The sequence below is a fragment of the Thalassospira permensis NBRC 106175 genome, assembly GCF_000714555.1.
In the GTDB taxonomy this organism is placed as follows: domain Bacteria; phylum Pseudomonadota; class Alphaproteobacteria; order Rhodospirillales; family Thalassospiraceae; genus Thalassospira; species Thalassospira xiamenensis.
On record NZ_AUNC01000012.1, the window covers coordinates 265,289 to 277,547 of the forward strand.

Below are 12,259 nucleotides of genomic sequence, written 5' to 3' on the forward strand. Positions count from 1 at the left end.
GAAATGAATGGCCGGAACAAACCGGGCAGTTGAAACGTTTCGTTTTCGCACCATATCTCTTTTAACCAAGTGTTAATCTATTGGTTGAGGGACGGGGCACACCTATCGAGCCGATAACCGCACAAGACGGATCGGCAACAGAGTTAGGAGGCCACTATGGAAAGAACGAAACACGTTCGTTTGCCTGACTATCTGCGGACCCCTCTGCCGGTTCATGCCGGACATGCAGAAATTGTCGATTTCCTGCTTGCTGATGCCGACCTTCCTGATTGGTTACGTGCCGATTTGCACGGCCAGGGCCGTTATCGCCCGGCCCGCGGTGCGATCCGTTCGGTTCTTGACCTGCGTGAACGGTTTCACGGCGTTCATGCACCGGTCAGTATTGAAGAATTCCGTGATGATCTGGACGAACTTGCGCGCCATCTGCCGGGGCCGGATCAAACAACCATTGAAATTGATGCCAAGGTCCGGATTTACTGGCGTTACCTGCAAGGTGTTGAACGCCAGATATGGCGTGCAACCATTTCAAGGGCCCATGTGGCGTTAAATCATTTCCCGGTGGTTCGCGAATTGAAGTCACTGATTGCGGATGTGGTTTCGACGCGCAACTGGCTTGAGCGTCGGCTTGAAGTGATCGAAAAAAGCTTCCAGAAACCGGTTCATGCCCCGAATGATGCGGTGCGCAAGGCATTGCTTCGCCTGCGTCAGATGTCGCCGGGCGACCGGTTGCAGTTATTTAACAAGGCGCGGATGCGTCGCCCCGAATTGCGTAATACCGACATGCGTGAGCCTGATAAATGGGCCGATTTGGTGACCGGCGACCTTGGTTTATCGTCAGGCTGAAGGGCTAAAAGATATATCGATTGACCGAGCCCGGCGGGTTTCGGGGGATCGCACCCGTTACGGGTGCAAGAGCGCGGCTGGAAACGGTCGCGTTTTCTTTTGGGAGGTTGTCTATCGCCCTTCAGACGGGCAAAGTCGCAAGATTGATTTTCCGGGGGTATTGATGCGCGCGTTTTTTACTGTTGCCGGTTTTGTTTTGCAATTTGGTGCCGGGGTCGGCATTGCGGCGGCGGATGACTGGTCAACGGTGCCGGACGGGCCGCTGCACTGGCAGTTGCAGGGCGACATTGAAATCGGCAGCAATATCCGCGTAATCGATAGCGATCTGTTTGAAACGACGGCCGAGCGGGTTCGGGAATGGCGCGCGGCCGGTATTTTTCCGATTTGCTATATCAATGTCGGTGCGGTCGAGGAATGGAACGAGGATTATACGCAATTCCCCAAAGATGTGATTGGCAACCCCTATTGGGGATGGGAAGGCGAAAACTGGCTTGATATCAGCCGGTTTGACCAATTCGCCCATATTATGGAAGCCCGGCTTGACCTGTGCCGGGAAAAGGGTTTTCTGGCTATTGAGCCGGATAACATTGATGCCTATGAAGCTGATACAACCAACAAGAAAACCGGGTTCAATCTGACACGGTCCGATCAGGTTCGATATATCGGATGGCTGATTGAGCAGGCGCATGCGCGCGGGCTTGCCATTGGGCAGAAAAATGCTGCCGAACTGGTGCCTGATCTGATCGACAGAATGGATTTCGCCCTGCTTGAATCATCCTATCGGTTTGGCTTCATGGATGCGTTTTTGTCCTATGTGCAGATGAACAAGCCGGTCTTTGCAATTGAATATATCGAAGAAGGGGTCAATCCGGACCGGTTCTGTCCCGAAGCCCGAAAATACGGTTTTCAGGGTGTCATCGCGCATGTCGAACTGGATCGAAAACCCGAAAACTGTCCTTGATCCGGCGTACGCTTCGCCGCATTGTTCGGGCAGAAATGCAAAGGGATGAAGCAATGACCGACACCAACACGCCCGATACCGATCTCAATACCCGCCACGACGAAAAAATGAAGAAGATCAAGGCCGCGCGCGACAAGATGATGGCGCAGAAGATCGACAAAAAGGGCCTGATCATCGTTCATACGGGTAAGGGGAAAGGCAAATCATCGTCGGCATTTGGCATGGCGATGCGCTGTGTCGGGCACGACATGAAAGTTGGCGTTGTTCAGTTCATCAAAGGCGGCTGGGAAACCGGCGAGGCAAAGCTTTTGAAGAAATTCCCCGATCTTTGCGAATTTCACGCCATGGGAGCGGGCTTTACCTGGGAAACCCAGAACAGGGCGCAGGATGTGGCTTTGGCGCGTGACGCCTTTAACAAGGCGCTTGAGATGATGCGTGATCCAAGCTTTGCCATGGTGATCCTCGACGAGATCAACATCGTTCTGCGCTATGATTTCCTGCCGCTTGATGATGTTCTGGCAGCCTTGGCCGACAAACTGCCCGACCAGCATGTAGTCCTGACCGGGCGTAATGCGCCTGATACCCTGATCGAGGCGGCAGACCTTGTGACCGAGATGACAATGATCAAACATCCGTTCCGCGAACAGGGCATCAAGGCACAGATCGGTGTCGAGTTCTGATTTGCGATCTTGGCATACAGCCAGATAAAAGAAAGTTTTGAAACCGGAATGAGCGCGCGCCCTGTTCCTGCTTTGATGTTGCAAGGTACCGGTTCGGATGTTGGAAAATCCTTGCTGGTGGCGGGCCTGTGCCGTGCCTTTGCGCGGCGGGGGCTTCGGGTGCGACCATTCAAACCGCAAAACATGTCCAATAATGCGGCCGTAACCGAAGATGGCGGCGAAATTGGCCGGGCACAGGCGTTGCAGGCGCGGGCGTGCGGTGTGCCTGCGTCGGTTCACATGAACCCGGTTCTGTTAAAACCCCAAAGTGAAATTGGTGCTCAGGTCGTGGTACAGGGCAAGGTCCTGACCAGTGCCAAGGCACGGGATTATTATCGGTTAAAACGCGATTTGATGCCGCGTGTGGTGGAAAGCTTTGATCTGGTTTCTGCTGATGCCGATCTTGTGCTGGTCGAAGGTGCCGGATCACCGGCCGAGGTTAATTTGCGTGCCGCCGATATTGCCAATATGGGCTTTGCCGAGGCGGCCAAAGTTCCGGTCGTTCTGGTGGGGGACATTGATCGGGGCGGGGTGATCGCATCAATCGTCGGTACGCATGCCCTGCTGTCCGAGGGGGACCGCCACTGGCTGCGTGGTTATATCATCAACAAGTTTCGGGGCGATGTATCGCTGTTCGAGCCTGCCCTGCAGATCATCCACAATCATACGGGGCTTGAAAGTTACGGTATCGCAACATATTGGCAGGGGGCCAATCGCCTGCCAGCCGAGGATGGCGTGGCGCTTGAAAAAGCCGGGCGTTATGTGCGGTCGGGCGTGGATGAGAACCGGATCAGGATTGCAGTGCCGCACCTGCCGCGGATTGCGAATTTTGATGACCTTGATCCGCTGGCGGCCGAACGAGATATTGATCTTCTGATCATTAAACCGGGCGAAGTTATTCCTGCCGATATTGATCTGGTACTTTTGCCTGGCAGCAAATCGACCACATCCGACCTTCGTTTCCTGAAACAGCAGGGCTGGGATATTGACATTCTGGCGCATTACCGCCGGGGTGGCCATGTCGTCGGAATTTGCGGTGGTTATCAGATGTTGGGGCGCATGGTCCATGATCCCGATGGTATAGAAGGTGCGGCGGGATCAGAAGCCGGGCTTGGATTGCTTGACGTTGAAACCGTGATGGGCGGTGACAAGACGCTGCGTCAAACCACCGGGCTGGCGGGACTTGGTGGGGTTATGGCCGATATCCCGGTCAGTGGTTATGAAATCCATATGGGCGAGACAACCGGGCCGGATCGTGACCGAAGCTGGCTTTGTCTTGATGGCGGAATTATTGACGGTGCGCAAAGTGCCGATGGACGAGTTACGGGATGCTATTTACATGGCCTGTTTGGCAGTGATCCGTTCCGGTCGGCTTATCTGAGCGCGATCGTCAACCGGGACCGGAACAGTACCATCGATTTTGAAGCTGGCATTGATGCCGCCCTTGATGAACTGGCCGATCATGTTGGGGCGTGCCTTGATCTTGACGGGCTTTTGGCATTGGCACAAAGCCGGTCAGGATGACAGGATGACAAAAAGCGCAAGATTGGTGCTGTTTGGCGCGACAAAGCCTTTACATCGGCGCATTTGCGTGGTTTGAGAGAATTTGAAATTCCGGTCCTGTAATGAATGGCGCACAGACGCCATATGGTATCAAACTGCCATATGCGGCCCGGTTTGCAAAACGTTCATCCTTGGTTGGGTATCTTCAATTCCATGCGTCAATTACATCATTTCTGGCTATCACCGTTTTCGCGCAAAGTGCGTCTGGTTCTGGCCGAGAAGAAGCTTGAATTCGAGCTTAAGGCAGAACCTGTCTGGGAGCGACGCGATGCGTTTCTGTCGCTGAACCCGGCGGGCGAAGTGCCGGTTCTGGAAGAAGAAGATGGTACGGTGTTGTGCGATTCAACCGTCATCTGCGAATATCTGGATGAAGTTTATACCGACACGCCGCTTTTGGGTTCGGATGCCAAGGAACGTGCGGAAATCCGCCGCCTTGTTGCGTGGTTTGATGGTAAGTTCAACCGCGAGGTCACCGATCATCTGCTCGGCGAGAAGTTGTTGAAAAGATTCTTTTCGACCGGGACGCCGGATACCAAAATCCTGCGCGCCGGACGGACCAATGCGGCCTATCATCTGGATTATATCGGCTGGCTGTTTGAACGCCGGAACTGGCTGGCGGGCGAACATCTGACCATGGCTGATATTGCTGCTGCGGCACAGATTTCTGTCATTGATTATATGGGTGACATCAACTGGTCGAAACATCCGCGTGCCAAGGATTGGTATATGCGGATCAAAAGCCGCCCCGCGATGCGCGATATTCTGGCGGACCGGCAGGCAAGCTTCCCACCATCCCCGCATTATGCAGATCTGGATTTTGAATGACGGGTTCGTCGAAGGTCGACAGCTTTTACCCGCAAGGTGGCCTTAACGCCGCCAGCTACGACCTTCGTGCCGACCTTGATCGCAAATTATTCGAAGATCCGATCCCGTTTTATCGCGATATTGCCGTCAAATCCGGTGGCCCTGTTCTTGAACTGGGATGTGGCACCGGGCGCGTTGCCGCTGCCATTCACGAGGCCGGTATCGCGATTGAAGGACTTGATCTTTCCGATGCGATGCTGACCCAGGCACGGACGAAATATCCCGATATGGTCTGGCACAAGGGCGATATGTGCGACTTTGATCTGGGACGGAGATTTGCCCTGATCATCATCCCGTTTCGTGGGTTTCAGGAAATCACCGATGGCGAGGACCAGAAACGCTGCCTGATGACGGCCTCTGATCATTTGCTGCCTGGCGGGATGCTGGTTCTTGATCTGATTGATCCCGACCTTCGGTATTGCCTTCCGGAAGGTGATCCGGAAAGTGTTGAACTGCCGCTGTTTCCGATGCCAGAAGGTGTTGGAGCACAAGATAGCAGGTTGCGGATCACCGCAATGGAGCGCACAAGCGACCCCCTGACCCAGCGGTTTGAAGAACATTGGCGGTTCGATGAAATCGATCCGTCAGGAAAGGTTCTGCGATGCGAGGATTGCTGGCATCACATGCGATGGGTTCATCGTAGTGAAATGCGCCTGATGTTAGAGATTTCAGGTTTCATTTCGGTGTCGGAATTTTCGGATTTCAAAGGCAGCCCGCCGCGATATGCTGCCAATCAGGTCTGGATGGCAAAACGACCGGACTGATGTCCGGCCGTTTGTTCATCCATTTTGCGCGGGCTTAGTTCCCGACGAATTTCTTTGCCCCGGCAAGGGCGTCGGCACGTTCATCATCGGGCAACGGGACCAAGCCATTTTCGGCAAGCAGGCCTTCCTCGCCAATCACCGTGTCCGAGGTATAGGTCGAAATGAACGAGCCAAGCGTTCTGACCAGTTGTTGGTGATCATCTTTAACATACAGGTAAAGGGCGCGCGATCCAGGATAGCTTCCGTCAAGGATCGTATCGTAATCGGGGGCAACGCCATTGATCGATACACCCTGCATGGTGTCGCGATTGCGGTCCAGGTTGTTGAAACCCATAATGCCGTAGGACTTCGGGTCTTTCTCAAGTTTGCTGATGACCAGACGATCATTTTCACCGGCAGCGATATAGGCACCGTCTTCGCGGATGGTGCGGCACAGAAGGCGGAAGCTTTCGGGGTCGCTGGCTTCGAGGCTGGCGATGTCACTGAAAGTTGCGCATCCCTTGTCCATGAGAAGCTGTCCCATAAGGTCGCGTGTACCCGATGTCGGCGGCGGACCATAGACGCGTATCGGAATATCGGGCAGGTCGGCATCGATATCGGACCATTTGACATTCGGATTGGGAACGCTTGCGCCCTGAACCGGGACAGTACGGGCCAGTGCCAGATAAAGCTGCCGTGCAGTCAATGACATGGTCGGTGCATTACGTCCTCCCATAAGCACGATGCCGTCGTAACCGATTTTTATTTCGCTGATATTGCGTACCGAATTGGCAGCACAGATGGCGGTTTCCGACCCGGTGATCTGGCGTGATGCATCGACAATATCGGGATATTCCGCACCGATCCCGCCGCAGAACAGTTTAAAACCGCCACCAGAACCGGTGCTTTCAACCACCGGGGCGGGTTCACCGGTGGTCTTGCCAAAATATTCGGCGACCTTGGTGGTCAGCGGAAAGATGGTCGAAGAACCGACAATTCTTATCTGGTCACGCGCCTGCGCAGTGTTTGCGGCAAGCATCATGGATATGGACGCGGCGATGGCGGTCGTGGCAATCAAACGACGCATGGGGTCCCCCGGCTGAAAATCTGGCGATATGGTCCCGAAACCGACGGGCACATATCAAGTACGGATCAGAACCTATTCCGATCCGGTTTGAACATCCATCTTTTCTATATTCGCTCTTGCCGCATCAGCGACAGGGGTTCCGTTTGAATTTTCTATGACAGTTAGATAATCCTGACGCGCAAGGTCATTGTCTTTGTTGATCCGGTGCAGGTTCGCACGTTCAAAAAGCGCCTGAATATTTTGGGGCGAGAGTTCCAGCGCGCGTTGAATATCGGTCATGGCAAGGTCGTATGTTTCAAGCATGCGCCATGCCGTGCCGCGATAAATCAGTGCTTCGACATTGTTTGGATCAAGATCAAGCGCGTTGTTAAGGTCATCGATTGAATCCCAATATTGACCGGCCATGCCAAGTACCATTGCCCGATCAACCCAAAGGGTCGGATCGTTTTTAACAATGCCAAGTGCGCGGGACTGGTCGCGCCAGGCAAATTCCAGATTTCCCGCCATCATCCAGCTTTGTCCGGCTTGGGCCAAAAGCCCGGCGACAACCTGTTGCGGGGATGTGCTTTCATCGGCAAGTGCATCAAGGCGGGTTGCGGCTTCTTCGTATTTTTCAAGTGCAATCAGGGCGACCGCAACGCAATGTTTCGCCGGTTCACCGCCGCCCATATCGCGCCATGCGATGGCGCTTTCAAAACCGTCTTCGGGTTTCAGGCGGGCGAGTTTCAGGCAGTCCTGATATTGTTTGGCGTCCTCCGCGCTCATATCCGTGCCTTGCGCCAAGGCTTGCCTTTGAAGGCCGAGCGAAACCAGAACCATGCCAAACAAAGTCATCGTAACAAGGGATGATGCGCGCAGGGTTTTGCGTGCAAGCAGTTCAGACATGTTGGGCCTTTCAGTTTGGCGTTGGTTGCAAGGCGGATCGATAATGATCAGCATAAGCGGATGTTGTCGATTCTGACCAGAAGCCGTTTATAAGGGCCACATTGCAAATCATGAAAGCGGCAAGAAAATGATTGTGATTTCAAAGTTTCCGAAAACCGACCGGAAAGCTTTTGTCATGCGCGTTCAGGGCCGATAGTGTTCCGCACAAAGATAGTCGCCCCGACATATGGATTTGATAATGACCGAAAAGCTGTTTTGCTTCGGATTGGGATTTTCAGCGCGCCTTGTCGCAAATCAGTTACGTGAAGAAGGCTGGGAAATTGCCGGTACCACGCGTAGCGCAGAAAAGGCCGATAAACTGCGCGCGGAGGGGATCGAGCCGCACATTTTTTCCGATGACAAGCCGGTTGCCGATATTCGCGATGCCCTTAAAGATGTGACACATGTCCTGATTTCTGCACCGCCGGGTGGAAATGGTGATCCTGTTCTGGCCCATCATGTCGGTGATCTTGCCGCGCTGCCGGGTGGTACATGGATCGGATATCTGTCGACAACAGGTGTTTATGGCGATTACGACGGTGCGACCGTCACCGAAGATGACGACCTCATGCCAAGCGGCAAACGTGGTCGCAGACGGGTGGCCGCAGAAAAGGCATGGTTCGATCTGGGGCAGCGTCATGATCTTTGTGTGCAAAGTTTCCGATTGGCCGGGATTTACGGACCGGGACGTAATGCCCTGGAAACGGTTCGATCCGGACGGGCGCGGCGGGTTGTAAAGCCCGGACAGGTTTTTTCACGTATCCATGTCGAAGATATTGCACAGACGGTTCTGGCATCCATCAAACGTCCGAATGCCGGTGCGGCTTATAATGTGTGTGACGATGATGCCGCTCCTCCGCAGGATGTGATTGCGTATGCCTGTGGTTTGCTGGGTATGGACCCTCCGCCGGAGGAAGATTTCAAGACGGCATATCTGAGCCCGATGGCTGCAAGCTTTTATGAAGATAACAAGCGGGTTGCCAATGACCGGATCAAAGCCGAACTTGGTGTGAAGCTGCGTTTTCCCGACTACAAGGCGGGTTTGCTGGCGCTCCATGATGAAATATTGGCCAAAATCAACGGGGGCGGGACACATGCGCTTTAAAAGCGCATTGTTGACGCACCCTATGGGTCGTATATAACCGCTTAGGAATTTTGATCGGGCCGATATCCGCATTTGGCCCTGATGGTACCCAGCGCCGGATCGTGATGGCGGGATCATCGCGACATTACCGACCGGCAAGGAGAGAGCAAGCATGGATCGTCGTATCGTAACCGTTTTTGGCGGCACCGGATTTGTCGGGCGTCATATCGTCAAGCGCCTGCTTGAGCGCGACTTTATCGTCCGCGTTCCGACCCGCAGCTTTGAGCGCGTCAAGAAACTGAAGCCGATGGGCTATCTTGGGCAGGTGGTTCCGGTGCATTGCGATGTCCGCAATGAAGAGTCGCTCAAAAGCGCGATCGAAGGTTCGGAAGCGGTGATCAACCTGCTGGGCATTCTGTATCAGCGCGGCAGCAGCAGTTTCATGAATATCCATGTCAAAGCGGCCAAGCGTATTGCCGAGGAAGCCAAGGCATGCGGTGTGAAAACCTTCCTGCATATGTCGGCGCTTGGTGTGGATAAGAACCCGCATGCGCTTTATGCGACTTCGAAACTGGCTGGTGAAAAAGCTGTTCGCGCAGCCTTCCCGGATGCGGTGATTTTCCGTCCGTCGGTTATCTTCGGCCCGGAAGACAATTTCCTGAACCAGTTTGCCACCATGGCGCGCTATTCCCCGGTTCTGCCGGTCATTGGTGCGCCGGGCTTGCCGAAGGTTGAACTCGACAAAGGCAAGGTCGACATGCTTGGCGATGGCGGACCGAAATTCCAGCCGGTCTATGTTGCCGACGTTGCCGAGGCATTCGTGACGGCACTGGTCGAGGGTAAATCTGCGGGTAAAACCTATGAACTGGGGGGGCCGGAAGTCTATAGCTTCATGGGACTCCTGCGCGATATGCTACAGATCACCCGCCAGCGCGCCATTCTGATGCCGGTGCCGTTCTGGCTGGCGTCGATCAAGGCGTTTTTCCTGCAATTGCTGCCAAAACCGCTTTTGACCACGGATCAGGTTCGTCTGCTTAAAACCGATAATGTCGTGTCTGACGGTGCCGAAGGTTTTGCCGAGCTTGGCATTACGCCCAACAGCGTTGAAGCAATTGCGCCGACCTATCTGAAACGTTTCTGTCCGCCGCGCAAAAGTGGTGAGTTCCGGCGTTTCGTCTAATCACTAAATCTTTCAGAACTGATATTAAAACCCCCGCCGATCATTTCGGCGGGGGTTTTTGCTGATTTCAGGCATTCTCAAGCAGCCTAACCGGCGCGAACACGGGCTACAAAGCTGTTGGCTTCGTCCTGCAGACGATGGGCCTTTTGCAGAAGCTCTTCGGCAGTGTTGCGGGTTGAACCTGACAGGTCCTGAACCGCCTCGGCGGCACGTGATACATTGAGCATGTTTTCAGACACGTGACGCACACCGTTGGCGGCTTCTTCCGATCCGCTGGCAATCTCGGCCGTGGCAGCACCCTGTTGACGCATGGCGGCTGCGATCGAGCTTGAGATCGTATCGATTTCGCCGATAGTCCGGGCGATGGTCGAAATCATCTCGACGGCTTCGCTGCTGACCGAACGCATTTCTTCGATCTGCTTGCCGATATCCTCGGTCGCGCGCTGGGTTTGGGATGCCAGATTTTTGACCTCGTTTGCGACCACGGCAAAACCCTTGCCGGCATCACCGGCTCGCGCGGCTTCGATGGTAGCGTTAAGGGCCAGCAGGTTGGTTTGGTCAGCAATGGTCGTGATCAGTTCAATGACTTCGCCAATGCGATTTGCCGTGTCAGACATCTGGCGAACGGTTTCATCAGATTTGCGGGCTTCGGAAACGGCAGCGCGGGAAACTTCCTCTGCCTTGGAAACCTGTCGTTCGATTTCGGCAATCGATGCAGACAGTTCCTCGGTTGCGGACGAGACCGAGCTGACATTCTGGGATGCATTCTGGGATGCTTCGCTGACTTCGATTGCGCGGTGAACGTTGTCACCGGCGTTATGTGCCATGTTGTCGGCGGCATCGCGCATGTCACCAACCTGGGACAGCAGTTCCGTGACCAGCCCATTGACGGAGCTTTCAAAGCCGTTCGCCATTTCCAGCAATGCTTCGCGACGTTGTTGTTCCGCACGAATTTCTGCGGCTTTGTTTTCTTCCCGAAGACGTTCTGCTTCCTTCGCGTTTTCCCGGAACAATTCGACTGCCGATGCCATATCTGCAATTTCGTCGCTGCCATGATCGGTTACCGGTGTTTCAAGGTCGCCTTTGGTCAAGCGATCCATGGCAACGTTCAATCCGATCAGACGGGCCAAAAGATTGCGTTGGACATAAAACCATATGATCAGTGCAGAAATAATCAGTGCTGCGGTCGCAACCGCGATCATGATGTTTTTCGCAATGCCGATGGTGGTTGTAACCCCCTGATTGGCATCGTTGATTTTCGCGCGCATATCTTCCAGAAGTCGTTGCGCGGTTTGGGCCATTTGTTGGGATGTCTCTGTTGTTTGTGTCAACAGATCGGTCAGCAAAGCTTCGCTAACGAATTCGTTCTGACGCAAATTGAACAGATTGTTACTGCCGTTCGATGTCAGACCATTTGCAATTGTTTCAACCGACGATCTTGCCGTTTCGCGATCTTCATCCGACGGAATTTCATCTGAGCCACTTTGCATTTGGGGGATAAGCGGCGTTGATAAATTCTTGATCTTGTCGAGTTCTTCGGGGCTGCTTGCCGTGAAAGTCATGCGGGCCAGTGCGGGAATCTTAAGTGCCACCGCGCGCAGTTCCAGCATGTTCTTTGTTGTTGGCGCGTCCTCTCCACGAAGCGTATTCAGCGTTTGAAAGACTTCTTTGGTTTTCTCCGGATTGCGGACCAGGCCATATAGCTGGCTTAAGTTGTTTTCCAGATTGCTGTTCGCCATGTCACTGGCGCTGATTGTGATCGATTCAATTTCATTCACGGCGCGAATGATGTCACTCATGATAAGTTGACGCGTTTTCTGCGTGTCAAATCGTGACTTCATGATATCGGACAAGCTATTAATATTATTGATCATCTTCCCTGTTTGTTGGGAGAATGAGTTTAGTATTTCGCCATCAATATCGTATCTGGCCAACTCGGCGATTTGATCGTTCATGCGATTTTCGATCATGCCGAGTGCTTTGGTCGTGTTTTCCAACTGTGCTTCTGATTGCGCAGTTGTGACACGACGCGCCATGCCGGTGACGGCATCGCTAAACGCGCTTAGTTCCTGGCCGGAAATCAGGGCCGGGATAGCTTCTTCTGCTACGACTTTTTGCTGTTGTTCTGTGATTTGGAAAGAAAAAACCGCTAGGGCGGCGGCACATACAGCGAGCAAGGCGATTGGCACAATTGCCAGCATCAGCCTTCCGCGCAAACCAATTTTGCCGGTCATGACAATTCCCATTAAGGATTTCAGGGTGTCGGCGGCTTATTTTGCCCTTCTCGACTG

At 53.8% G+C, this 12,259-nt stretch carries 11 protein-coding genes; 8 read left to right on the forward strand and 3 right to left on the reverse strand.

Annotated features, from left to right (window positions below):
* The first annotated feature begins 156 nt into the window (after positions 1 to 156).
* The 6 genes from SMB34_RS08415 to SMB34_RS08440 all read left to right on the forward strand — a co-directional run bounded on the left by SMB34_RS08415 (position 157) and on the right by SMB34_RS08440 (position 5,714).
* Entirely contained in the window at positions 157 to 843 is a 687-nt protein-coding gene (locus SMB34_RS08415; protein WP_037989138.1) for a hypothetical protein, read from the forward strand.
* Between the two features lie 163 nt (positions 844 to 1,006).
* On the forward strand, positions 1,007 to 1,804 hold the full coding sequence (locus SMB34_RS08420; RefSeq protein WP_240478784.1) for an endo alpha-1,4 polygalactosaminidase: 798 nt from the start codon (positions 1,007 to 1,009) through the stop codon (positions 1,802 to 1,804).
* Positions 1,805 to 1,857: 53 nt separating this feature from the next.
* The gene (gene cobO / locus SMB34_RS08425; protein ID WP_037989305.1) at positions 1,858 to 2,484 is read left to right on the forward strand and encodes a cob(I)yrinic acid a,c-diamide adenosyltransferase; all 627 of its coding nucleotides are present in this window, start codon (positions 1,858 to 1,860) and stop codon (positions 2,482 to 2,484) included.
* 48 nt (positions 2,485 to 2,532) lie between these two features.
* On the forward strand, positions 2,533 to 4,047 hold the full coding sequence (locus tag SMB34_RS08430; RefSeq protein ID WP_037989307.1) for a cobyric acid synthase: 1,515 nt from the start codon (positions 2,533 to 2,535) through the stop codon (positions 4,045 to 4,047).
* A 192-nt stretch (positions 4,048 to 4,239) separates the two neighbouring features.
* A complete protein-coding gene (gene fzlA, locus SMB34_RS08435; protein ID WP_037989310.1) occupies positions 4,240 to 4,911 on the forward strand; it encodes an FtsZ-binding protein FzlA in 672 nt (223 codons plus the stop codon).
* A complete protein-coding gene (locus tag SMB34_RS08440) occupies positions 4,908 to 5,714 on the forward strand; it encodes a class I SAM-dependent methyltransferase (protein WP_037989139.1) in 807 nt (268 codons plus the stop codon). Before fzlA ends, SMB34_RS08440 begins: the two co-directional genes overlap by 4 nt.
* Positions 5,715 to 5,748: 34 nt before the next feature.
* Here the strand turns inward: SMB34_RS08440 and SMB34_RS08445 are convergent, their stop codons facing one another.
* Positions 5,749 to 6,780, reverse strand: a complete 1,032-nt coding sequence (locus tag SMB34_RS08445) for a substrate-binding domain-containing protein (protein WP_007088368.1) — start codon at positions 6,778 to 6,780, stop codon at positions 5,749 to 5,751.
* Positions 6,781 to 6,852: 72 nt separating this feature from the next.
* The gene (locus SMB34_RS08450; protein WP_223304946.1) at positions 6,853 to 7,665 is read right to left on the reverse strand and encodes a tetratricopeptide repeat protein; all 813 of its coding nucleotides are present in this window, start codon (positions 7,663 to 7,665) and stop codon (positions 6,853 to 6,855) included.
* A gap of 238 nt (positions 7,666 to 7,903) precedes the next feature.
* On the opposite strand from SMB34_RS08450, the gene SMB34_RS08455 reads away from it, so the two are divergent.
* Positions 7,904 to 8,809 (forward strand): SDR family oxidoreductase, encoded by a 906-nt coding sequence (locus tag SMB34_RS08455; protein WP_037989143.1) that lies wholly within the window; start codon positions 7,904 to 7,906, stop codon positions 8,807 to 8,809.
* A 151-nt stretch (positions 8,810 to 8,960) separates the two neighbouring features.
* Positions 8,961 to 9,968 carry a complex I NDUFA9 subunit family protein gene (locus SMB34_RS08460; protein WP_037989144.1) on the forward strand — a complete coding sequence of 336 codons (1,008 nt, stop codon included), beginning with the start codon at positions 8,961 to 8,963 and terminating at the stop codon, positions 9,966 to 9,968.
* Positions 9,969 to 10,054: 86 nt separating this feature from the next.
* On the opposite strand, the gene SMB34_RS20620 is transcribed toward SMB34_RS08460, so the two are convergent.
* Complete coding sequence (locus SMB34_RS20620; protein WP_051682188.1) at positions 10,055 to 12,202, reverse strand: methyl-accepting chemotaxis protein; 2,148 nt, start codon at positions 12,200 to 12,202, stop codon at positions 10,055 to 10,057.
* Between the last annotated feature and the right edge of the window lie 57 nt (positions 12,203 to 12,259).

What these genes read in the sequence shown, in the direction of transcription:
- SMB34_RS08445 (WP_007088368.1), bottom strand. Translation starts at nt 6,780, where the DNA reads ATGCGTCGTTTGATTGCCACGACCGCCATCGCCGCGTCCATATCCATG.
- SMB34_RS08455 (WP_037989143.1), top strand. Translation starts at nt 7,904, where the DNA reads ATGACCGAAAAGCTGTTTTGCTTCGGATTGGGATTTTCAGCGCGCCTT.
- SMB34_RS08450 (WP_223304946.1), bottom strand. Translation starts at nt 7,665, where the DNA reads ATGTCTGAACTGCTTGCACGCAAAACCCTGCGCGCATCATCCCTTGTT.
- SMB34_RS08440 (WP_037989139.1), top strand. Translation starts at nt 4,908, where the DNA reads ATGACGGGTTCGTCGAAGGTCGACAGCTTTTACCCGCAAGGTGGCCTT.
- SMB34_RS08420 (WP_240478784.1), top strand. Translation starts at nt 1,007, where the DNA reads ATGCGCGCGTTTTTTACTGTTGCCGGTTTTGTTTTGCAATTTGGTGCC.
- SMB34_RS20620 (WP_051682188.1), bottom strand. Translation starts at nt 12,202, where the DNA reads ATGACCGGCAAAATTGGTTTGCGCGGAAGGCTGATGCTGGCAATTGTG.
- cobO (WP_037989305.1), top strand. Translation starts at nt 1,858, where the DNA reads ATGACCGACACCAACACGCCCGATACCGATCTCAATACCCGCCACGAC.
- SMB34_RS08430 (WP_037989307.1), top strand. Translation starts at nt 2,533, where the DNA reads ATGAGCGCGCGCCCTGTTCCTGCTTTGATGTTGCAAGGTACCGGTTCG.
- SMB34_RS08460 (WP_037989144.1), top strand. Translation starts at nt 8,961, where the DNA reads ATGGATCGTCGTATCGTAACCGTTTTTGGCGGCACCGGATTTGTCGGG.
- fzlA (WP_037989310.1), top strand. Translation starts at nt 4,240, where the DNA reads ATGCGTCAATTACATCATTTCTGGCTATCACCGTTTTCGCGCAAAGTG.
- SMB34_RS08415 (WP_037989138.1), top strand. Translation starts at nt 157, where the DNA reads ATGGAAAGAACGAAACACGTTCGTTTGCCTGACTATCTGCGGACCCCT.